The following is a 21,512-nucleotide window of genomic DNA, read 5'->3' on the forward strand; positions in this document are numbered from 1 at the left end:
TGGCCGAACCACCACGACCGTTCACCCCGGCCCGCCGGGGCCTTGGCGACCACGCCGTCGCGCTCCATGCTCGCGTCGCACTCGTGCGGGGCCTCCTCGGGGGGGAGCGCGGTCAGCGGGCCCGAAGGGATGGACGGGCCGGGGCCCGGCGTGCCCTCGGGGTCGGTCGGGCGTTCGCTCTGTGGGCGTCGGGCGCGGTACGCCGCACGGTATGCCGCCGGCGACGAACCGAGCTGGCGGCGGAAGTGCCCGCGCAGGGCGACCGGGGAGCGGAAGCCGCAGCGGCCCGCCACCTCGTCCACCGAGTAGTCCGACGTCTCCAGCAGACGCTGTGCCTGCAGGACCCGCTGCGTGATCAGCCACTGCAGCGGCGCACTGCCGGTGAGCGAGCGGAAGCGGCGGTCGAACGTACGACGACTCATGTACGCGCGTGCCGCCAGCGTCTCCACGTCGAACTGTTCGTGGAGGTGCTCCAGCGCCCAGGCGACGACCTCGGCCAGCGGGTCGGCGCCGATCTCCTCTGGTAAAGAGCGGTCCAGGTATCGCTCCTGACCTCCCGTCCGGCGCGGCGGGACGACCAGACGACGGGCCAGCGCACCGGCCGCCTCGTTGCCGTGGTCGGTCCGCACGATGTGGAGACAGAGGTCGATGCCCGCGGCCGTACCGGCGGACGTCAGCACGTCGCCGTCGTCCACGAACAGTTCTCTCGGATCCACGTGCACCGACGGATAGCGCTTGGCCAGCGTCGGCGCGTACATCCAGTGTGTGGTCGCGGGGCGGCCGTCCAGCAGGCCCGCCGCGGCGAGGACGAAGGCGCCGGTGCACAGTCCGACGATGCGGGCGCCTTCCTCATGGGCCCGACGCAGTGCGTCGAGCGCGTCCTCCGGCGGTGGTGAAGTGATCGAACGCCAGGCCGGTACGACGACCGTGCCCGCGCGTGAGATCGCTTCCAGGCCATGTGGCGCGGTGAGTTCCAGCCCCCCTGTGGTCCGCAGTGGGCCTTCTTCGCCGCCGCACACCAGCAGTCGGTAGCGCGGCACGCCGGCGTCCTGGCGGTCGATCCCGAACACCGACAGCGGTATGGAACTCTCGAAGATGGGGCCGCCGCTGAACAGCAGCACCGCGACGATCTCCTTGCGGCGTCGCCCGGAAAGCTTCCGGGCCGCGGCTTCCGGCGCGGCAGCGGAGTCGTGGCTCATACTGCTAAGCCCCCCTCGGTGGTCGCGGCTCCTCGGTTGTGTCGCTCCTGCACGTTTCCCCTCGGTCCTGCACGAGTCCCCCGCCGTAAGACGTCAAGATCGAATCTACTGTGTCGCGTGGTGCCGGGGTGACCCAGTTCGGGAACCGGCACATTGTCGACATGGCAACTTGGCGTGAAGCATTCGATCACGAAGCGTTGCACTCGTGGGCCGTGCAGGGAAGTGCGCCTTGTCGCAGTGGCCAATCCACGTAGGGTGCGCAGGGTCTCCGGGACCCTTTCCGTGCAGGTGGAACGGGGGTTGGGGGGTACCGGGGGTAAGGAACGCGCCCTGGCCGGAAGTTGGCTGAAAAGCGTCGTGCGTGTGCGCTGAAACCGGTCAGCCGACCGGTGTACTTCCCCCAGTGTGCCGCCCACCCCTGCGGGCCCCCGTGCCGGCCCGGTGCCGGTGCCCGCGGGACGGCGCCCGCTCCTCCGCCCGCAGCTGGGCGGCACCGCGCTCGGACTGCCGCAGCAGCAGCCGGCACACGGCGGTGACGGCGGCCAGTCCGAGGGCCGTACCTGCGGCGCCGGCCAGTGAGCCGCCGTACCAGAGGAGAACCACGGGGACCAGGACACAGCTGAAGGCGGCCCAGCGGACGACGTCGGTCACGGAGTCCTGGGACGGGTCGGTCTCGGAAGTGGCGTGCGGTCCGGACATGCGTGCTCCCTGGGGCGGCGGCTCACGGGGTTCAACGCCTGTTCGAGCGGTCGGTCACTGTACGCCCCCCTCTTACCGGCCGCACGGTAAGTGAATCCTGTGCAAACCGCCTGTACAGCGCAGCAACCATTGCGTTACGGGCGCCCCCTCGTGCATGCTCCCTGGAACCCCCACGCACGGGGGGCGGGATCTGCGCTAAGGAGGCGTGCCGCCGTACCCTTGGGGGTATGGGGTTGGGAAGATAATTCCCGGACACAGCTCCGCCGCACTCTGTCGTCCCTCCCAAAAAGGATCAAAACGCCGAGACAGCCATGGCCGGTCACGAATACTTCGAACCCGCGGACCGCAAGCGGCCAGTCGCCGACCCGACGGCGGCCGAGCCCCTGGCGGCGGAAGAACCACGCCATTCCTGCGATCCAGCCTTCAAGCACGGCGTAGTCGTCGGCTTCGACGGCTCCACCTCCAGCGAGCGCGCCCTGGCGTACGCCATCGGCATGGCCCACCGCTCGGGCTCGGGCCTGATCATCGTCCACGTGGCCAACCGGCTGCCCACCACCGTGTGGGCCGGCTGCGAGCCACCGGTCTTCGTCGACGTGCCGGACCACCGCACCGAGGTGCTCGGTCTGGAGCTGGCGTGCGCCGAGTACCTGGCGGAAGTGCCCTGGATCCTCGTCGAGCGCGGTGGCGACATCTGCCATGAACTCGAAGAGGTGGGGCGGGAGTACGAGGCGGACGCGATCGTCGTCGGCTCGACCCACGGCATCGTCGGACGCATCTTCGGCTCCGTCGCGGGGCGGCTCGCCAAGCGGGCGCAGCGGCCCGTCGTCGTCATCCCGTAACCCGTAGGTCCGGCATCCCGTAACTCGTAGGTCCAACTCGCCGGTCGGCTGCGAATTCCCTGCTGTGCAGAGGTGTTTGTGTCCTTGTGAAGGGCATATATCGGTCACACCGCACAAACGCACATGCATGAAGGGAGCCCGCCGTGGACAATGACGTCTCTGCGGGAAGCACCACCTCTGTCGTCGGCCGACTGGCCCTGGGAATCACCCTGTTGGCGTTCGGCCTCGGGTACGCCGACGTGATCGACGGGGTGTCGGCGGCTGACGCCGTATCACTGGCCCACTACGTGGGCGGAGTCGCCCTCTTCGTCGCCGGACTGTTCGCCTTCCGCGACGGCGACGCCCTGACCGGTACGGCCTTCTCGGCCTTCGGCGCGCTCTGGTTCACCTGGGCCGTCACCGCCGGTGACTCCGTGTCGGACAACGCGGCGGGGCTGTTCCTGGTCCTGTTCGCTCTGGTCGCCCTGTCCGTGACCCTCGCTGGAGGGGACCAACTGACGCAGGGCACGTACGGGTTGTTCTTCGTCTCCCTGGTGCTGCTCGCCGTCGCCCAGTTCGCCGGGAGTGACGGGCTGAGCAAGGTCGGTGGATGGTTCGCCGTCGCGGCGGGAGCGGTTGCCTGGTACGCGGCGACCGCGGCGTTGGCCCACTGGCCGACGGTGCTTCCGCGGCGGGCTGCGGGCCGGGGCGTGACGGCAACCGGCTGATCGGCAGCGGAAAGAACCCCCACGTGCAGGAGGCACACGTGGGGGTTCGTTCTGTCGGGACTACTCCACCGTCACCGACTTCGCGAGGTTCCTCGGCTTGTCGATGTCGCGGCCCAGGGCCAATGCCGTGTGGTAGGCGAGGAGTTGGAGGGGGATGCCTAGGAGGATCGGGTCGAGTTCGGGCTCGTTCCTGGGGACCACGATCGTCTCGTCGGCCTTCTCCTGGTGCTGGTGGGCGACCGCCAGGATCCGGCCGCTGCGGGCTTTGATCTCCTCCAGGGCGGCGCGGTTCTTCTCCAGCAGGTCGTCGTCGGGGACGATCGCGACCGTCGGCAGCGCGGGCTCGATCAGCGCGAGCGGGCCGTGCTTCAACTCCGAGGCGGGGTAGGCCTCGGCGTGGATGTACGAGACCTCCTTGAGCTTCAGGGAGGCCTCACGGGCCACCGGGTAGCCCCGGACACGGCCGATGAAGAGCATCGAGCGGGCGTCGGCGTACTGCTCCGCCAGCTTCTTGACCTCCTCCTCCCGGCTCAGGATCTCGGTGATCTGCTCCGGCAGCTTGCGCAGGCCCTCGATGATCCGCTTGCCGTCGCGGACCGAGAGGTCGCGAGTGCGGCCCAGGTGCAGGGCGAGCAGCGCGAAGGCGACCGTGGTGTTGGTGAAGCACTTGGTCGAGACCACGCAGACCTCGGGGCCCGCGTGGACATAGATGCCGGCGTCCGCCTCACGGGCGATCGCCGAGCCGACGACGTTCACGACGCCGAAGACCCGCGCGCCCTTGCGCTTCAGCTCCTGGACGGCCGCGAGGACGTCGTAGGTCTCGCCGGACTGGGAGACGGCGACGTACAGGGTGTCGGGGTCGACGACCGCGTTGCGGTAGCGGAACTCGGAGGCGGGCTCGGCGTCCGCGGGGATGCGGGCCAGCTCCTCGATCATCTGGGCGCCGATCAGGCCCGCGTGGTACGAGGTGCCGCAGCCGAGGATCTTCACGCGGCGGATCTGCCGGGCCTCGCGGGCGTCCAGGTTCAGGCCGCCGAGGTGCACGGTGGAGAAGCGGTCGTCGATGCGGCCGCGCAGGACGCGGTCGACGGCCTCGGCCTGCTCGTGGATCTCCTTGTGCATGTACGTGTCGTGGCCGCCCATGTCGTAGGAGGCCGCCTCCCACTCCACGGTGGTCGGCTCCGACGTCGTACGGGTGCCCTCGGTGGTGTACGTGCGGAAGTCGTCGGCCTTGAGGGTGGCCATCTCGCCGTCGTCGAGAGTCACTATCTGCCGCGTGTGGGCGACCAGCGCGGCGATGTCCGAGGCGACGAACATCTCCTTCTCGCCGATGCCGAGGACGACCGGGGAGCCGTTTCGCGCCACCACGATGCGGTCGGGGAAGTCGGCGTGCAGGACGGCGATGCCGTACGTGCCCTCGATCACCCGGAGGGTCTCGCGGACCTTCTCCTCCAGGGTCTCGGCCTGGGCGCGGGCGATGAGGTGGACCAGCACCTCGGTGTCGGTCTCGGAGAGGAAGACCACGCCGTCCGCCTCCAGCTTGCGGCGCAGGTCGGAGGCGTTGTCGATGATGCCGTTGTGGACGACGGCGACCTTGCCCTCGGCGTCCAGGTGCGGGTGGGCGTTCACGTCGGAGGGGGCGCCGTGGGTGGCCCAGCGGGTGTGGGCGATGCCGGTGGTGCCCTTGAAGCGGGCCGGGACCTTGGCCTCCAGGTCGCGCACCCGGCCCTTGGCCTTGACCGTCTTCAGGCCCGCCGTCTTGGGGGAGGTGACGGCGATGCCCGCCGAGTCGTAGCCGCGGTACTCCAGCCGCTGCAAGCCCTCCAGCAGCAGCGGGGCCACGTCACGCCTGCCGATGTATCCGACGATTCCGCACATATATACGTGTTCCTAGCCGTAGACGATGCGGCGCAGCTGCCTGAGCGTGAGCTCCGGCGGCGCGACCGCCCGGTATTTCAGGTCCGCCTCGATCCGGTCGAAGATCTCCGCGTTCACCAGGCCCTGGGCCTGCAGCTCGCGGTGGCGGCGACGGACGTACTCGGTGGTCGTCTCGTCGAAGTAGGCGAGCACCTCCTGGATCACCCGCAGCGCCTCGCCCCGGCTCAGGGGTGAGGAGCGCGTCAGATGATCAACGAGTTCGTCGTGCACCCGGTCGATCCTGGGGTACCGGAGAGCGTTTCGCAAGAATCCTGCCCGATATCGGGCAGCGGCCTGTTGGCAAGCTTTGGGAGAACGTTGAAACTCTCATGGACCTCTGTTCGCAGCCTGTCCATTCCGCGTCTTGCGCCTCGTTGTCTGAGGGGACGAGTTTCAGACGCCATGGACATTCCTCGTATGGGCGTACCCGATGAGCTGGCCGAGCGCATGAGCATGGCCGAGCAGCACGAGTACCTGCGCGCCAAATTCTCCCGGCGCAACGTGATGAGAGGCGGCGCCGTGACGATCGGCGCCGTCGCCGGTGGCGCGTTCGTGCCCGGTGCGGTCGCGCAGGCCGCGGTTCCCACCCAGCGCACCGCCCCCGTGACCGAGACGGTCGACGGCTCGCTCGTCTCCCCCTTCGGCCGCCACCTCGCCTTCGGCAACGACGCCAGCACCGAGATGACCGTCTCGTGGCAGGTGCCGCTCCCGGTGAAGAAGCCCTTCATCCGCATCGGCGCCCACCCCTGGGACCTCTCGCGCAAGATCGAGGCCGAGGTCCGCTCGCTCTACACGCCGGCCGGCGTGGGCGCGAGCGCCGACCACACCCAGTACTACGTACACGCCAAGTTGACCCACCTGCGCCCGGGCAAGACCTACTACTACGGCGTCGGCCACCAGGGCTTCGACCCGGCCGAGCCGCACCTGCTGGGCACCCTGGGCACCTTCACCACCGCGCCCGACCGCAAGAAGTCCTTCACCTTCACCGCCTTCGGCGACGAGGGCGTCGGCTACCACGGCCTGGCCAACAACAGCCTGCTCCTCGGCCAGGACCCGGCCTTCCACCTGCACGCCGGCGACATCTGCTACGCCGACCCGGCGGGCGCGGGCCAGACCGCCGACGCCGGCTTCGACTCGCGCGTGTGGGACCAGTTCCTCGCCCAGACCGAGTCGGTCGCCAAGTCCGTGCCGTGGATGCCCGCCTACGGCAACCACGACATGGAGGCCTGGTACTCGCCCAACGGCTACGGCGGCGAAGAGGCCCGCTGGAGCCTGCCGAACAACGGCCCGGACCCCAAGAACCTGCCGAGCGTCTACAGCTTCACCTACGGCAACACGGCGATCATCTCGCTCGACGCCAACGACATCTCCTTCGAGATCCCGGCCAACCTCGGCATCTCGGGCGGCACGCAGACCACATGGTTCGAGAAGCAGCTGAAGAAGTTCCGCGCTTCCCGGGACATCGACTTCATCGTCGTGTTCTTCCACCACTGCGCGTACTGCACCTCCACGGCGCACTCCTCGGAGGGGGGAGTGCGACAGGAGTGGGTGCCGCTGTTCGAGAAGTACACGGTGGACCTGGTCATCAACGGTCACAACCACCAGTACGAGCGCACCGACGTCATCAAGGGCAACAAGGTCACCAAGAAGCTCCCGATCGGCGAGACCGCCTACCCGGAGACCGACGGTGTCGTCTACGTGACGGCGGGCGCGGCCGGCCGCAGCCTGTACGCGTTCAGCGCGCCGGACTCCTACGAGGGCCACGTGAAGGACGTCGACTCGGTCGCCGCCTTCATCAACACCAAGGACGGCAAGGTCAACGAGACCGTCGCCTGGTCGCGGGTGCGCTACCTCAACTACTCCTTCCTGCGCGTGGACGTGGAGCCCGCCTCGCGCGGCCACTACGCCAAGCTGAAGGTGTCGGGCATCGCCGAGACCGGCGCCCGCATCGACCACTTCACGGTGGCCCGCAAGGCCAAGTGACACCCGTCGGGCGCCCGGAAGGCGGGGCGTGGCGGCAAGCAGGTTGAACCGACAGGCGGTCCTCGCGCGCTACATGCGCTTGAGGATCGCCTGTTTGGCCAAGGTGAACTCCTCGTCGGTCAGCACGCCCGAGCTCCGCAGCTCGCCCAACTCCCGCAGCCGACGCAGTAATGCGTCGTGGCCGTCCTCAACAGGGTCGGCGGCGGGCGCGAGTTGACGGGGGTGGGCGTCCTGCGGCGGTACGTCCGCGGGGGCCGCGGCCGGATGCGGGAGCCGGGCCTGGACGGCCGCCGCGACCAGGGCCATCAGCGGGTCCTTCTTGAAGCCCCACAGCTCCACCGAGTTGGGGTCGTACTTCGGCGGCGCCTTGGTCGGCGCGTGCCGCACGGTGAAGCGCAGATGCCCGTTCTCCAGACCGACCGCGGGCTGCCACTCGACGTCGATGATGTCGGCGACGGCGAGGCTGCGCACCCCGGCGGCGGCCTTGGCGTCCTCGGTCTTCCAGTTCCACTCCAGGCGTACGCGCTCCCCGTCGAAGCTCGCCGTGCCGTCCCCGGCGGAGACCGACAGCGGCACCGAGGGGCCGGGCAGCAGATAGCCGTCCACCGGGTCGGCCGGCACCTCGTCCAGCAGCAGCGCGTTGCGGACCTCGTCCACGAAGTACTCGGCGACGCCGTACCGGTCGGACTCCACCACCAGTTGGTACGGGTCGTTCGGCTCGGCCAGCCGGCCCCCGGTGGCGTGCAGCAGCGGGTCGGCGCCGTCGCGCAGCCGCAGTCTGAGCCGTCCTGTCTTGCGGCCCTGTTCGAAGGACACACCGGCCAACGCGCCCAGCGGCACGATGAGTTCGCCCAGCGTCCTGCGCAGCAGGCTGACGTTCTTGTCCCGTCCGGGAGTCAGTCGCAGGGCGTCACCGTCGAACGCCCACGTGCCGTCCTTCTGGAGGATTTCCGCCATGAGGGGATTGTTTCACCGGATCTGCGGGAGAGTGGTCTTGACCAATCTGTCCCTCCACTCTGGTCACAGTAGAAGGGAGCGCATGTGAGACGGCACCACAGAACGACTCCCCGCATGGTCCGGGTCCTCGGATCCCTGCTGCTCGTCGCCGCGGCCGGCACGTTCACGGCCGGCGCGGCACCGACCCCCACGACACCCGCCGCGACCCCGCTCGACCGGATCGTCCCCGCGCCCGCCTCGGTCAGCCCGGGCGGAGCGCCGTACCGGATCACCCGTGACACCGCCATCAAGATCAGCGACCACCGTGAGGTCCGCCGGGTCGGCGAGTACCTGGCGGCCGTGCTGCGCCCGTCCACCGGCTATCCGCTGCCGGTGACCACCAAGGGGCGCGGCGGCATCCGGCTGCACCTCGACCCCGGACGGTACGGCGCCGAGGGCTACCGCCTGGACAGCGGCAGCGGCGGCGTCACCATCACCGCCGGCGCCCCCGCCGGCCTCTTCCACGGCGTGCAGACCCTGCGCCAACTGCTGCCCGCCGCCGTCGAGTCGAAGTCCGTGCGGCACGGCCCGTGGACCATCGCGGGCGGCACCGTCGAGGATCGGCCGCGCTACTCCTACCGCGGCGCGATGCTCGACGTCTCCCGGCACTTCTTCACCGTCGACCAGGTCAAGCGCTACATCGACGAACTCGCCCTCTACAAGATCAACAAACTTCATCTGCACCTCAGCGACGACCAGGGCTGGCGCCTGGCGATCGACTCCTGGCCGCGCCTGGCCACGTACGGCGGCTCGACCCAGGTCGGCGGCGGCACCGGCGGCTACTACACCAAGGCCGAGTACAAGGAGATCGTCCGGTACGCCACCTCCCGCTTCCTGGAGGTCGTCCCCGAGATCGACATGCCGGGCCACACCAACGCGGCCCTCGCCTCGTACGCCGATCTCAACTGCGACGGGGTAGCGCCCCCGCTCTACACCGGCACCGAGGTCGGCTTCAGCTCGCTGTGCGCGGGCAAGGAGGTCACCTACGACTTCGCGGAGGACGTGATCCGCGAGCTGGCCGCCCTCACGCCCGGCCGCTATCTGCACATCGGCGGCGACGAGGCGCACTCCACCAGCCATGAGGACTATGTGAAGTTCATGGACCGGGTGCAGCCGATCGTCGCCAAGTACGGGAAGACGGTGGTCGGTTGGCACCAGCTGACCGGCGCGCACCCGGCGAAGGGGGCCCTCGCGCAGTACTGGGGTCTGGACGACGCCAGTGCCGAGGAGAAGGCACAGGTCGTGGCGGCGGCGCGGAACGGGACCGGGCTGATCCTCTCGCCGGCCGACCGGCTCTACCTCGACATGAAGTACACCGACGACACCCCGCTCGGCCAGGACTGGGCCGGGCTCGTGGAGGTGAAGCGGGCCTACGACTGGGACCCGGGCAACTACCTTGCCGGAGCGCCGAGTTCGTCCATCAAGGGCGTGGAGGCCCCGCTGTGGACCGAGACGCTCGTGACGAGCGCCGACCTGGAGTACATGGCCTTCCCGCGGCTCGCGGGCACGGCCGAACTGGGCTGGTCGCCGGCCGCCACGCACGACTGGGACGCCTTCAAGGTGCGGCTCGCGGCGCAGGCTCCGCGGTGGGACGCGCTGGGGATCTCCTACTACCGGTCCCCGCAGGTGCCGTGGCCCAGCAGCGGCTGAAGCACCTTGTAGTTCACGGCAGTTGAAAAACCAGCAGTTGAAAAACCAGCAGGTGAAAAAGACGGGCACCCCGGAGGACCGTACTCCGGGGTGCCCGCCGTCTTGGGGGTCAGAACCCGGCGATCGGGTTCTTCAGGTTGCCGATCAGCTGAAGCGCGCCCGCCGGGTCCGCCAGGTCGACCATCTGCTCGTTGTTGCGCAGCTGGAGCCGGTTGAGGCAGGACAGCGCGAACTCGGGCGCGAACATGTCGTACTGCGCGAACTTCTCGGCGAGTTCGGGCAGCGACGCCTGGTACTCGCGGGTGACGTCGGCGACCGTGCGCCAGAAGTCGTCCTCCGTCAGGACTCCCTCGGTCGCGAGGTTCGCGGCGAGGAAGCGGAAGAAGCAGTCGAAGACGTCCGTGAAGATCGACAGGAGCTTCTTCTCCTCCGGGACCTCCACGCGGATCCGGCGGACCTCGGGCGGCAGCACCGCGTCCGGGTCCATGACGGCGATCTCCTCGGCGATGTCCTTGTAGATCGCCCGCTGCACGACCCCGTCCTTCAGGACCAGGATCACGTTCTCGCCGTGCGGCATGTAGACCAGGTCGTAGGCGTAGAAGCTGTGCAGCAGCGGGGTGAAGTAGGCCCGCAGATAGTGCCGCAGCCACTCGGCCGGCGCGAGCCCCGACCGCTCGATCAGCGCGCCCGCGAAGGACGCGCCCTCGTGGTCGACATGCACGAGGGAGGCCATGGTCGCCAGCTGCTCGCCCTCCTGGAGGGAGGCGACGGGGCTCTCGCGCCACAGCGCCGCGAGCATTTTGCGGTACGGCGAGTAGCGGTCGGTCGCCTTCTCGTACTCCAGGTGCCGGTAGCCCACGGCCGCCCGCTCCCGGATGATCGACAGGCCCGTCGACTTCAACACCGGGTCGCCCTCGACGAGTTGGGCGAGCCAGTCGTTGATGGCCGGGGTCGCCTCCATGTACGCGGCCGAAAGCCCGCGCATGAAGCCCATGTTGAGGACGGACAGGGCCGTCTTCACGTAGTGCTTCTCGGGGTGCGAGTCGTTGAAGAAGGTCCGGATGGACTGCTGGGCCAGGTACTCGTCGTCGCCCTCGCCGAGGCAGACGAGGTGGCCGCGGGCGATCTCGGCCGCGAAGGTGACGGTGAGCTTGTTCCACCACTGCCAGGGGTGGACCGGGATGAGCAGATAGTCCTCGGGGTCCAGGCCCCGCCCAGTGAGTTGCTCCCGGAACCGCTCGACCGTCTCCTCGCCCAACTCCCCGCGCACGAACGACTCGTAGTCGATGCCGACGCCCGCGGTGAACGCGGCGCGCGAGCGGTGCGCGGCGAGCCACACCAGCCGGACCGGGCTCGCGGTCTCGGGGGCGTACGAGAGGTACTCGTGGATGCCGAAGCCGAGCCGGCCGTTGTTGGCGACGAAGCAGGGATGGCCCTCGGTCATACCGGTCTCGATGGCCTGGAAGTCGCTCTTCACAAGGTCGGCAGCGGTCACTTGGGGCTTGGTGAGCTTGAAGCAGGTGCCGGAGAGCGTGGAGGAGATCTCCTCCAGGTAGACCGGCAGGATCTGCTCGCTCAGGCCCAGCGTCTTCTGCAGCTCGATGAAGAACTCCAGGGCAGCGAGCGGGAGTTCGACGTCGTCCCGGGTGCGGGTGATCGAACCGGCGTCGACCTGCCAGTGGTCGAGCGCGTGGCGGGCGGCGGCGAACCGGTAGCGGGTCAGCCCGTCGTCACTGCGGACGACGTACAACTCACCGTCTTCTTCAGGGGTGATGAGCCGCTCGTGCGCGAACTCGGCGAGCGCCTTGCGGATCAGCTGGCGGTTGGCCCGCTCCCAGCGCTCGGGGGAGAGGTGGGCCACGGCGTCGGCGAGGCTCATGCGGACACCCCCGTCGTCGCCAGGCGGAACTGTTCGCGGGTGCAGAAGCTCAACAACGCCCTTTTCTCCGGCTTCTGGATCTCACGCTCGGGCACGAACCCGACCGCTTCGTTCAGGGCCTGTACGGCCGTGTTGGACACGTCCGGCTCGACGACCACACGCTCGGTCGCCGGGTCCTCGAAGAGGTGCGCCAGTACGGCGGTGATGACGGCCCGGGTGAACCCGTGGACGGGCGTGTCGGTCGCCGGGGTGAGGAAGTGCATGCCGACGTCACCCGGCAACGGCTCGTACAGACCGACCAGTTCGCGGTGCGCGGGGTCGTAGTACTCCATCAGGAAGACGGGGACACCGTCCTGGAGCCCGAGCAGCGCGTGCTGGTGCTCGTCGGCCGTGATCTCCATGTACGCGCGCTCGACGTCCTCAAGGCGGGCGTCCTGCATCATCCAGTAGGCCGCCTTGGGATGGGTGACCCAGGAGTGCAGCAACTCGGCGTCCTGGAGCGGGTCCAGGGGGCGGAAGGTGAAGGTCATACGGCGAACTCCTGGAACGCGATGGTCTTCTCGACCGGGTAGTACTCGCTGCCGAGCAGCTCACGGATGATGGAGCTGTTGCGGTAGGCGCCCATGCCCAGGTCGGGGCTGGTGATGCTGTGGGTGTGCACGCCGGCGTTCTGCAGGAAGACGCCCCGGCCCGTGGTGTCGATCGCGTAGTTGCGGGCCACGTCGAAGTTGCCGTGCACGTCGTAGCACAGCCGGTTCCTGATCGGCCGCAGGAACTCGGGCTCGGCGTACCGGTATCCGGTGGCCAGCACCAGACCCTGCGATTCGAGGTCGAACTCCTTGCCCTGCTCCTCCTGGCGGAACGAGAGCGTGTACGTGCCGTTCTCGTGACTCGCGCTTTTCAGCGCGGAGTTGGTGAGCAGACGCGTGGGCACCGGACCGCCGAGGTTCTTCTGATAGAGCAGGTCGAAGATCTCGTTGATCAGGTCGCCGTCGATGCCCTTGAACAGGCCCTTCTGCTCGCTGGTCAGCCGGTAGCGGGTGGCCTCGGGCAGCTCGCGGAAGTAGTCGATGTACTCCGGGGAGGTCATCTCCAGCGTGAGCTTGGTGTATTCGAGCGGGAAGAAGCGCGGCGAGCGCGTGACCCAGTTCAACCGGTAGCCGTGCACGTCGATCTCACTGAGCAGGTCGTAGTAGATCTCGGCGGCGGACTGCCCGGAGCCCACCAGCGTGATCGACTCCTTCTTGACCAGCTCCTCCCGGTGCTGCACATAACGGGAGTTGTGGATGAAGTCGCCGCCCAGACCCTCGCAGGCCTCGGGGACGTACGCCGGGGTGCCGGTCCCGAGGACCAGCCGGCGGGCGCGGAACACCTCGCCGGCCGCGGTCGTCACGACGTACAGCTCGTCCTCGTCGTGGTACGTCACCTCGGTCACCGTGGTGCTGAAGCGGACGCTGCTCAGCTGGTTCGCGGCCCAGCGGCAGTAGTCGTCGTACTCGACGCGCAGCGGGTAGAAGTTCTCCCGGATGTAGAACGAGTAGAGCCGGCCGCGCTCCTTCAGGTAGTTGAGGAAGGAGTACGGGGAGGTCGGGTCGGCGAGCGTGACCAGGTCCGACATGAACGGGGTCTGGAGGTGCGCGCCCTCCAGGAACATGCCCGCGTGCCACTCGAAGTCGGGCTTCGACTCCAGGAAGACGCCGTCGAGTTCGTCGATCGGCTCGGTCAGACAGGCGAGGCCGAGGTTGAAGGGACCGAGCCCGATCCCCACGAAGTCATGGATTTTGGCAGGGGTTTCAGGACGCGCGGTCAAGGGACTCTCCCAGGTACTGCTCGGCGTGGCCGGCGATCAGGTCGAGGACGGCGGCGATGTCGGCCGCCGTGGTCTCGGGGTTGAGCAGGGTGAACTTGAGGTAGTGGCGGGCGCCCACCTTGGTGCCCGCGACCACCGCGTCGCCGGAGGCGAACAGGGCCTTGCGGGCGTACAGGTTGGCGCGGTCGATCTCGGCCGGGTCGGTGACCGCGGCCGGTATGTAGCGGAAGACGAGGGTGGAGAGCGTCGGCTCGACCACGACGTCGAAGCGCGGGTCGGCGGCGAGCAGTTGCCAGCCCTCGACGGCCAGGTCGCAGACCTCGTCGAAGAGTTCGCCGATGCCGTCGGCGCCCATCACGCGCAGCGTCATCCACAGCTTGAGCGCGTCGAACCGGCGGGTGGTCTGCAGGGACTTGTCGACCTGGTTGGGGATGCGCTCGGAGACCATCCGGCGCGGATTGAGGTACTCCGCGTGATAGGTCGCGTGGCGCAGGGTCGAGGCGTCCCGGACCAGCACGGCGGACGAACTCACCGGCTGGAAGAAGGACTTGTGGTAGTCGACGGTGACCGAGTCGGCGCGCTCGATGCCGTCGATGCGGCTGCGGTGCTTGAGCGAGGCGAGCAGTCCGCAGCCGTAGGCCGCGTCGACGTGCATCCAGACGCCGTACTGCTCGCACAGCTCGGCGATCTCGGGCAGCGGGTCGATGGAGCCGAAGTCGGTGGTCCCTGCGGTGGCGACGACGGCCATCGGGACCAGGCCGTCCTGCTTGCAGCGCTCCAACTCCCGGGCGAGCGCGACCGTCTGCATCCGCTTGTCGTTGCCGACCGGGATCGAGACGACGGAGTCCTGGCCGAGGCCCAGCAGTTTCGCGGACTTCTTCACGCTGAAGTGGCTGACCTCGGAGGCGAAGATCCGCAGTTCGGCGAGCGAGTCGGTCTTGGACTCCTCGCGGGCCAGCAGCAGGGCTTGCAGGTTGGACTGGGTGCCGCCGGAGGTGAACACACCGTCGGCGTTCTCGCCGAGGCCGATGCGGGCGTTGGTCCAGTCGATGAGCTTGCGCTCGATCAGGGTGCCGCCGGCCGACTGGTCCCAGGTGTCCAGGGAGGAGTTGACGGCGGACAGGACGGCCTCGCCGAGCACCGCCGGGATGACGACCGGGCAGTTGAGGTGGGCGAGGTAGCGGGGGTGGTGGAAGTAGATCGCGTCCCGGAGGTAGACCTCCTCCAGTTCGTCGAGCACGGCCGCGGTGTCGAGCAGCGGGGTGTCCAGGTCGATCCGCTCGATCCGGGGAGCGAGGGCGTCGACCGTGACGCCGGTGAACGGACGGTCGGTGGCGGCGAGTTTGGCGGCCACCCGCTCGACGCCGTCGGTCACGGAGCGGCGGTACTGCTCCGCGGTCGTGTCATTGAGCAGGTGCGAGCGCATGGTGCGTGGTCCTCCGGTGGGGACGGGTCCGTGGTGGGGTGGAGCAGGGGTGGGGCCCCGAGGTTCAACTTAGGTTAGCCTAACCTAAGTAACGCGAACGAAACCATGCCCCTTCCGTGACTGTGATCACGTGAGTCCCAGCCGCAACTCCACGGCCGCGACTGACGAGCTGCGACTGTCCGGCCCCAACTACCCTGCGGCGCGCAGCTCTTCCTCGTTCATCCCGTACCTCCAGTAGCCGACGAAGGTCACGCGCCGCCGGTCGATCCCGCGTTCGTGGACGAAGTGCCGGCGGAGTGCCTTCACGCAGCCGGACTCGCCCGCGATCCACACGTACGGCCGCTCGGCGTCCGGGAGTTGGGCTGCTCGGAGCGCGGCGAGGGCCATGGGGGACCCCTCGCCGCGGGTCTGATGGCCGGTCAGCCAGGTGACCTCGACGTCCGCTTCCGTCACCGGATCCTGGACGTCACCGTCATCGGGCACCTCCAGCCAGGCGCGTACGCGCTGCCCGGCGGGGAGGACTTCGAGGATGGCCGAGACGGCGGGGAGGGCGGTCTCGTCACCCCAGAGCACCACCAAATCGGCGTCCTCGGGCGGCCGGAAGCGGATCGCGCGGTTGTCCGCGATCGCCGGGCCGAGCAGCACGACGCGGTCACCGGGGGCGGCTTCGGCGGCCCAGGCGGAGGCGGGCCCGGCCGGGGTGTGCAGAACGAAGTCGATGTCGATCTCGACGGTGTCGCCGCGGTCGTCACGCCGCAGCCCCCGGAGCGTGTACGAGCGCATCACGGCCCGTACGTCGTCGGGGAGTTGGCGCCAGGCCTCCCACCACCCGTCGCCCAACTCGTAGGGAACGGCGGGCTGTTCCTGCCCGGGATGCGGCAGGAAGAGGGAGAGCGACTGATCGCGTCCGTCGGAGAGGAAGTGCCGCAGATCCTCGCCGGCGAAGCCGACCCGGACCAGAGACGGACCGAGCCGCCTCGTCCGTACGACTCGGAGGGAGAAGAAACGGAACGGGGCGGCTACGGCCGTCGACATGCGTACTCCTAAAGGGGCGGGCCCGGGCTCCTGTGGGGGCGGGGTCAGCTGACCTTCTTCGCGTTCTCGATCACCTCGGCGAGGGCGGTGAGCTGCGGGGTGACCTTGGCGTAGGACAGGATCGGCTCGGTGGAGCGGGGGATGACCTGGCCGGCCTTGACGGCGGGCAGCTTCTTCCAGGTGGCCTCGGTGATGTCGGCCGGCTGGATGGCGGAGGTGCGGTCGTCCATCATGATGACGTCGGCCTTGTACTTGTCGACGTTCTCCCAGCTCAGGCTCTCGTACCAGCCGCCGCTCGCCTTCAGGACCTTGGCCGGCGGCTCGACGAAGTTCACGCCGAGCGCCTTGTAGTACTCCAGGTCGATGGAGAGGTTGCTGCCGGAGACGTAGAACAGGTCCTGGCTCGCGGAGCCGACCAGCACCTTGATGTCGGGGTGGGCCTTCGCGGCGGCGCGCAGCCGGGTGGCGGCGGCCTCGAAGGCGGTCTTGGACTCCTTGACCCGGGCGGCCGTCATGTCCGCGCCGAGGGACTCGGCCAGGGACCACATGCGCTGGAGGGGCTCGGTGATCTGGCGGTCGAAGACGGAGATGCCGACGCTGGGCGCGAGCTTGGCGATCTTGTCCTTGGATGCCTCGGGGACGTACCAGAGGGTGCCGGCGTCGTCGAACATCGTGGTGATGAGCAGCTGCGGGCCGAAGGCCGCGTACTCCTCCACGTTGAACTGGTCCCACACATTGCCGAAGACCGTCAGCTTGCTGACGTCCATGTCGCCGGCCTGGACGTCGGCCTTGCCGTCCTTGGTCTTGGTCGGGCCGAAGACGCCCTTGACGTCGATGCCGTAGTCGTACAGCGCGGCGGCGACACCGACGAAGGCGACGATCTTCGTGGGGACGGAGTCCAGCTTCACGGTCGTACCGCGGTCGTCCTTGAAGGTCCAGGCACCCGACTCGGCACCCGCACTCTCCGACCCGGAGCCGCCGCTTTTCGCGTCGTCGTCACCGCAGGCCGCGAGCGCGGCCCCGAGGCCGAGGGCACCACCGGCGGCGAGGAGACCGCGGCGGGTGAAGTGGCTGGCACGGGCATTGGACATGGGTATGACTGCTTTCGAACGGGGCGGAGCGTCCGCCGGACAAGTTCGAAGGTAGGTTAGCCTAACCTCAGCTCGCGTCCAGGGGGTGGGGTGGGCCGCCGCCTGCGGTGATACCTGTGACCGGCACCACGGCGACCCACCCAAGGTGCTATCCCGCGAGCCCCAACTCCCTCGCGATCAGCATCCGTTGTACCTCGCTCGTGCCCTCCCCGATTTCCAGGATCTTGGAGTCGCGCCACATGCGGGCCACCGGGTACTCGTTCATGAAGCCGTAGCCGCCGTGGATCTGGGTGGCGTCGCGGGCGTTGTCCACCGCGATCGTGGAGGAGTAGAGCTTGGCGAGGGCGGCCTCCTTCTTGAAGGGGGCGCCGGAGACCAGGCGGGCGGCGGCGTCGCGCCAGGCGAGGCGGGAGGTGTGGGACTTCATCTCCATGTCGGCGATCTTGAACTGGATGGCCTGGTTGGCGCCGATGGGGCGGCCGAAGGCGTGCCGTTCCTTGGCGTACTTGACCGACTCGTCGACGCAGCCCTGGGCCAGGCCGGTCGCCAGCGCCGCGATCGCGATGCGGCCCTCGTCCAGGATGCGCAGGAACTGCGCGTAGCCGCGGCCCAGTTCGCCCAGCAGGTTGGCCGCGGGGACGCGGACGTCCGCGAAGGACAGCTCGCGGGTGTCCGAGGCGTTCCAGCCGACCTTCGAGTACGGCGCCGCGACGGTGAAGCCCGGCGTGCCGGACGGGACGATGATCGACGAGATCAGTGGGCGGCCGTCGGGCTTGCGGCCCGTCACCGCCGTGACCGTGACCAAGCCCGTGATGTCCGTACCCGAGTTGGTGATGAAGCACTTGGTGCCGTTGATCACCCACTCGTTCGTCGACTCGTCCAGCTTCGCCGTCGTACGGGTCGCGCCCGCGTCCGAGCCGCCGTCCGGTTCCGTCAACCCGAACGCGCCCAGCATCTCGCCCGAGCAGAGACGCGGCAGCCACTCCCGCTTCTGCGCGTCCGTGCCGAAGAGATGGATCGGCATCGCGCCCAGCGAGACGCCCGCCTCCAGCGTGATGGCCACCGACGAATCGACCCGGGCCAGCTCCTCCAGGGCCACGCCCAGCGCCAGATAGTCGCCGCCCATCCCGCCGTACTCCTCCGGGAACGGCAGTCCGAACAGGCCCATGCGGCCCATCTCGCGGACGATCTCGTACGGGAACTCGTGCCGTTCGTAGAAGTCGCCGATCTTGGGGGCCACGACGTCGTGCGCGAACTCCTCGACGGTGCGCCGGAGTTCTTCGAGTTCGGGGGAGAGCCGGAAGTCCATGAGTGATCAGTCCTTGTGGGAGAGGGCCCGGACGGTGCGGGAAGGGCTGGGTCGGCCCAGGTGTTCGGCCATCCACTCGCTCGTGGCGACGAGGCGGCCGAGGTCGACTCCGGTCTCGATGCCGAGACCCTGGAGCATCCAGACGAGGTCCTCGGTGGCGAGGTTCCCGGTGGCTGACTTGGCGAACGGGCAGCCACCGAGGCCTCCGGCGGAGGCGTCGACCGTGGTGACCCCGTGCTCCAGGGCCGCGTAGGTGTTCGCGAGTGCCTGGCCGTAGGTGTCGTGGAAGTGCACGCCGAGGACGTTCGTCGGCACGCCCTGTTCGTTGAGCGCGGAGAGCAACTCCAGTACGTGGCCCGGGGTCGCCACTCCGATGGTGTCGCCGAGGCTCAGTTCGTCGCAGCCCATGTCCCGCAGGGCCGCGCAGACGCGGACGACTTGGTGGAGCGGGACCTCGCCCTCCCACGGGTCGCCGAAGCACATCGAGACATAGCCGCGTACATGCGCGTCCGCCTCCTTCGCCCGCCGCACCACCGGCTCGAACACCGCCAGCGACTCGTCCACTGTGCGGTTGAGGTTGGCCTTCGCGAAGGACTCGGTGGCGCTGGCGAAGACGGCGACCCGGCGGGCGCCGAGGGCGAGGGCACGGTCAAGGCCGCGGCCGTTCGGCACGAGCACCGGCAGGTCGACAGGCAACTCGACGACCTGTGGGAACAGCTCCTCCGCGTCGGCCAGTTGAGGCACCCACTTGGGGTGGACGAAGCTCGTCGCCTCGATCGTCGTCAGACCCGCGTCGGCAAGGCGGCGGATGAACTCCGCCTTGACCTCCGTCGGAACCGTCGACTTCTCGTTCTGCAGCCCGTCACGGGCCCCGACCTCGTGGATGCGCACCCGCGCGGGCAGATCGGCGGCCGGTACGACCATCGGGAGTGTCACTGGTCCTCCTCCGCAGGTGTGACGATCAGGGGTGTGACGACCGCCAGCACCTGGTCCATGGCGACCGTCGCGCCGGGGGTCACGTCGAGTTCGGCGACGGTGCCGGCGTGCGGCGCGGAGACGACGTGCTCCATCTTCATCGCCTCGACCACCAACAGGCTCTGCCCGGCGGCCACTTGATCCCCCACGGCGACCTTCACCACGGTCACCGTCCCCGGCATCGGCGCGGTGAGCGAACCGGCACCGGACCGGTCGGCCCCGCTGAGCGAGGCGGCCACCGGATCGTGGTCCCGCACCTGCCAGGCGTCACCGTCCCGGCCCAGCCAGTCACCGGCCCGGTGGAAGGTGTGCCGGACCCCGTCGAGGGTGACGGCGACCCGGTCCGCGGTGACGGTGTGGCCGCCACGCGGCACGTACTCCACGGGCTCGGTCACCCGCAGATGGAAGCCGACCGGCCTCGGAGTACCGCCCAACCGCCAGCCGTCCGGCTCCGAGAAGGGATCCCGCCAGCCCTCGCCACGCGGCCGCAGCGCCTCCAGCCGTACGGCCGCCGCCGCCTCGTACACCTCCTCGGGCACCTCGTCCGCGATGAGGGAGTCCGCCTCCCGCTCGACGAGCCCGGTGTCCAACTCGCCCGCCACGACCGCCGGATGGGCGAGCAGCCGCCGCAGGAAACCGGCGTTCGTCGGCACGCCCAGGGTGACCGTGTCCGCGAGGGCGGCCCGGAGCTTCCTGAGCGCGGTCGCGCGGTCGGGGCCGTAGGCGATGACCTTGGAGAGCATCGGGTCGTAGAGACTGCCGACCTCGGTCCCTTCGGAGAGCCCGGAGTCCGTGCGGACGCCGTCGCCGGAGGGTTCGCGGAGCATGACCACGGTGCCGCCGGACGGCAAGAACCCGCGCGAGGGGTCTTCGGCGCAGACGCGGGCCTCGATCGCATGCCCCGTCAGCCGGACGTCCTCCTGCCGGAAGTCCAATGCCTCTCCGGCCGCCACCCTGAGCTGCCACTCCACCAGGTCGAGCCCCGTCACCAACTCCGTGACCGGGTGCTCCACTTGGAGCCGGGTGTTCATCTCCATGAAGTAGTACGACGACGGATCGCTGCCCGGCACGATGAACTCCACCGTGCCCGCGCCCGCGTACCCGCACGACCGCGCCGCCTGGACCGCCGCCTCGCCCATCGCCGCGCGCGTGGCCTCGTCGAGGAGCACGCTCGGCGCCTCCTCGATGACCTTCTGGTGCCGCCGCTGCAACGAGCACTCGCGCTCACCGAGGTGGACGACGTTCCCGTGGCCGTCGGCCAGGACCTGGATCTCGATGTGCCGGGGGCGGTCCACCCACCGCTCGACCAGGAGCGTGTCGTCGCCGAAGGAGGCGCGGGCCTCGCGGCGGGCGGCGGCGATCTCCTCGGCCAGCGCCGAGGCGTCCCGCACCAGCCGCATGCCCTTGCCGCCACCGCCGGCCGACGGCTTCAGCAGCACCGGCATACCGATCTCCCGGGCGGCGTCGGCGAGTCGGTCGTCCGTCAGCCCGCTGCCGCTGGACCCGGGGACGACCGGAACCCCGGCCGCCTGCACCGTCTCCTTGGCGCGGATCTTGTCGCCCATGAGGGCGATCGCGTCCGCCGGAGGGCCGATGAAGACCAGCCCGGCGTCGGCGCACGCGCGCGCGAAGGCCGCGTTCTCCGCGAGGAAGCCGTATCCCGGGTGCACGGCCTGGGCGCCGGTGCGGGCGGCGGCCTCCAGGATGCGCTCCACCGACAGATAGCTCTCGGCCGCCGGTGCCGGACCGATCCGTACCGCCGTGTCGGCCTCCCGGACGTGCCGGGCGTCGGCGTCCGCGTCGGAGAAGACGGCCACCGAGCGCACACCGAGCGAGCGCAGGGTGCGGATCACGCGGACCGCGATCTCGCCCCGGTTGGCCACCAGGACCGTCTCGAACATGTCGACCATCTCAGGCACCCTCATCACATCCGGAAGACGCCGAACCGGGGTTCACCCAGCGGCGCGTTGGCACAGGCGGTCAGGGCCAGGCCCAGC

Annotated in this window: 18 protein-coding genes; 4 read left to right on the forward strand and 14 right to left on the reverse strand. The window is 69.3% G+C overall.

What is annotated here, in order from left to right:
* A partial coding sequence (locus ACWDR3_RS39985; protein WP_450357515.1) for a helix-turn-helix domain-containing protein occupies nt 1–1,199 on the reverse strand: 1,199 nt, incomplete at its 3' end.
* A 378-nt stretch (nt 1,200–1,577) separates the two neighbouring features.
* Nucleotides 1,578–1,898, reverse strand: a complete 321-nt coding sequence (locus tag ACWDR3_RS39990; RefSeq protein ID WP_450357516.1) for a hypothetical protein — start codon at nt 1,896–1,898, stop codon at nt 1,578–1,580.
* A gap of 311 nt (nt 1,899–2,209) precedes the next feature.
* On the opposite strand from ACWDR3_RS39990, the gene ACWDR3_RS39995 reads away from it, so the two are divergent.
* The gene (locus ACWDR3_RS39995) at nt 2,210–2,737 is read left to right on the forward strand and encodes a universal stress protein (RefSeq protein ID WP_450357517.1); all 528 of its coding nucleotides are present in this window, start codon (nt 2,210–2,212) and stop codon (nt 2,735–2,737) included.
* Between the two features lie 143 nt (nt 2,738–2,880).
* Nucleotides 2,881–3,444 carry a GPR1/FUN34/YaaH family transporter gene (locus tag ACWDR3_RS40000; RefSeq protein WP_450357518.1) on the forward strand — a complete coding sequence of 188 codons (564 nt, stop codon included), beginning with the start codon at nt 2,881–2,883 and terminating at the stop codon, nt 3,442–3,444.
* A gap of 60 nt (nt 3,445–3,504) precedes the next feature.
* Here the strand turns inward: ACWDR3_RS40000 and glmS are convergent, their stop codons facing one another.
* Nucleotides 3,505–5,322, reverse strand: coding sequence for a glutamine--fructose-6-phosphate transaminase (isomerizing) (gene glmS / locus ACWDR3_RS40005; RefSeq protein WP_450357519.1), 1,818 nt, complete (start codon nt 5,320–5,322; stop codon nt 3,505–3,507).
* Between the two features lie 12 nt (nt 5,323–5,334).
* Nucleotides 5,335–5,592, reverse strand: a complete 258-nt coding sequence (locus tag ACWDR3_RS40010; RefSeq protein WP_124000174.1) for a hypothetical protein — start codon at nt 5,590–5,592, stop codon at nt 5,335–5,337.
* Between the two features lie 186 nt (nt 5,593–5,778).
* Between ACWDR3_RS40010 and ACWDR3_RS40015 the strand changes: the two genes are divergently transcribed.
* Nucleotides 5,779–7,344 carry a purple acid phosphatase family protein gene (locus ACWDR3_RS40015; protein ID WP_450357520.1) on the forward strand — a complete coding sequence of 522 codons (1,566 nt, stop codon included), beginning with the start codon at nt 5,779–5,781 and terminating at the stop codon, nt 7,342–7,344.
* Between the two features lie 69 nt (nt 7,345–7,413).
* On the opposite strand, the gene ACWDR3_RS40020 is transcribed toward ACWDR3_RS40015, so the two are convergent.
* Entirely contained in the window at nt 7,414–8,301 is an 888-nt protein-coding gene (locus ACWDR3_RS40020; RefSeq protein WP_450357521.1) for a DUF4429 domain-containing protein, read from the reverse strand.
* A gap of 84 nt (nt 8,302–8,385) precedes the next feature.
* Between ACWDR3_RS40020 and ACWDR3_RS40025 the strand changes: the two genes are divergently transcribed.
* Nucleotides 8,386–9,990 (forward strand): beta-N-acetylhexosaminidase, encoded by a 1,605-nt coding sequence (locus tag ACWDR3_RS40025; protein ID WP_450357522.1) that lies wholly within the window; start codon nt 8,386–8,388, stop codon nt 9,988–9,990.
* Between the two features lie 109 nt (nt 9,991–10,099).
* On the opposite strand, the gene ACWDR3_RS40030 is transcribed toward ACWDR3_RS40025, so the two are convergent.
* From ACWDR3_RS40030 to ACWDR3_RS40070, 9 genes are all read right to left on the reverse strand, one after another.
* On the reverse strand, nt 10,100–11,869 hold the full coding sequence (locus tag ACWDR3_RS40030; RefSeq protein WP_450357523.1) for an IucA/IucC family protein: 1,770 nt from the start codon (nt 11,867–11,869) through the stop codon (nt 10,100–10,102).
* Nucleotides 11,866–12,399 carry a GNAT family N-acetyltransferase gene (locus ACWDR3_RS40035; protein WP_450357524.1) on the reverse strand — a complete coding sequence of 178 codons (534 nt, stop codon included), beginning with the start codon at nt 12,397–12,399 and terminating at the stop codon, nt 11,866–11,868. Before ACWDR3_RS40035 ends, ACWDR3_RS40030 begins: the two co-directional genes overlap by 4 nt.
* Entirely contained in the window at nt 12,396–13,679 is a 1,284-nt protein-coding gene (locus ACWDR3_RS40040) for a lysine N(6)-hydroxylase/L-ornithine N(5)-oxygenase family protein (protein WP_450357525.1), read from the reverse strand. Before ACWDR3_RS40040 ends, ACWDR3_RS40035 begins: the two co-directional genes overlap by 4 nt.
* A complete protein-coding gene (desA, locus tag ACWDR3_RS40045) occupies nt 13,663–15,105 on the reverse strand; it encodes a lysine decarboxylase DesA (RefSeq protein ID WP_450357526.1) in 1,443 nt (480 codons plus the stop codon). Before desA ends, ACWDR3_RS40040 begins: the two co-directional genes overlap by 17 nt.
* 189 nt (nt 15,106–15,294) lie before the next feature.
* A complete protein-coding gene (locus tag ACWDR3_RS40050; protein ID WP_450357527.1) occupies nt 15,295–16,140 on the reverse strand; it encodes a siderophore-interacting protein in 846 nt (281 codons plus the stop codon).
* A gap of 44 nt (nt 16,141–16,184) precedes the next feature.
* Nucleotides 16,185–17,231: an ABC transporter substrate-binding protein gene (locus tag ACWDR3_RS40055; RefSeq protein WP_450357528.1), complete on the reverse strand. Its 1,047-nt coding sequence runs from the start codon at nt 17,229–17,231 to the stop codon at nt 16,185–16,187.
* Nucleotides 17,232–17,379: 148 nt separating this feature from the next.
* Complete coding sequence (locus ACWDR3_RS40060; RefSeq protein ID WP_450357529.1) at nt 17,380–18,540, reverse strand: acyl-CoA dehydrogenase family protein; 1,161 nt, start codon at nt 18,538–18,540, stop codon at nt 17,380–17,382.
* Nucleotides 18,541–18,546: 6 nt separating this feature from the next.
* The gene (locus tag ACWDR3_RS40065; RefSeq protein WP_450357530.1) at nt 18,547–19,476 is read right to left on the reverse strand and encodes a hydroxymethylglutaryl-CoA lyase; all 930 of its coding nucleotides are present in this window, start codon (nt 19,474–19,476) and stop codon (nt 18,547–18,549) included.
* Entirely contained in the window at nt 19,473–21,416 is a 1,944-nt protein-coding gene (locus ACWDR3_RS40070; protein WP_450357531.1) for an acetyl/propionyl/methylcrotonyl-CoA carboxylase subunit alpha, read from the reverse strand. Before ACWDR3_RS40070 ends, ACWDR3_RS40065 begins: the two co-directional genes overlap by 4 nt.
* Between the last annotated feature and the right edge of the window lie 96 nt (nt 21,417–21,512).

It is taken from the genome of Streptomyces sp. NPDC001002, from assembly GCF_053599215.1.

Coding starts and splice junctions, on each gene's coding strand:
- ACWDR3_RS39990 (WP_450357516.1), bottom strand. CDS start 1,898: ATGTCCGGACCGCACGCCACTTCCGAGACCGACCCGTCCCAGGACTCC.
- ACWDR3_RS39995 (WP_450357517.1), top strand. CDS start 2,210: ATGGCCGGTCACGAATACTTCGAACCCGCGGACCGCAAGCGGCCAGTC.
- glmS (WP_450357519.1), bottom strand. CDS start 5,322: ATGTGCGGAATCGTCGGATACATCGGCAGGCGTGACGTGGCCCCGCTG.
- ACWDR3_RS40015 (WP_450357520.1), top strand. CDS start 5,779: ATGGGCGTACCCGATGAGCTGGCCGAGCGCATGAGCATGGCCGAGCAG.
- ACWDR3_RS40020 (WP_450357521.1), bottom strand. CDS start 8,301: ATGGCGGAAATCCTCCAGAAGGACGGCACGTGGGCGTTCGACGGTGAC.
- ACWDR3_RS40030 (WP_450357523.1), bottom strand. CDS start 11,869: ATGAGCCTCGCCGACGCCGTGGCCCACCTCTCCCCCGAGCGCTGGGAG.
- ACWDR3_RS40035 (WP_450357524.1), bottom strand. CDS start 12,399: ATGACCTTCACCTTCCGCCCCCTGGACCCGCTCCAGGACGCCGAGTTG.
- desA (WP_450357526.1), bottom strand. CDS start 15,105: ATGCGCTCGCACCTGCTCAATGACACGACCGCGGAGCAGTACCGCCGC.
- ACWDR3_RS40050 (WP_450357527.1), bottom strand. CDS start 16,140: ATGTCGACGGCCGTAGCCGCCCCGTTCCGTTTCTTCTCCCTCCGAGTC.
- ACWDR3_RS40055 (WP_450357528.1), bottom strand. CDS start 17,231: ATGTCCAATGCCCGTGCCAGCCACTTCACCCGCCGCGGTCTCCTCGCC.
- ACWDR3_RS40060 (WP_450357529.1), bottom strand. CDS start 18,540: ATGGACTTCCGGCTCTCCCCCGAACTCGAAGAACTCCGGCGCACCGTC.
- ACWDR3_RS40070 (WP_450357531.1), bottom strand. CDS start 21,416: ATGTTCGAGACGGTCCTGGTGGCCAACCGGGGCGAGATCGCGGTCCGC.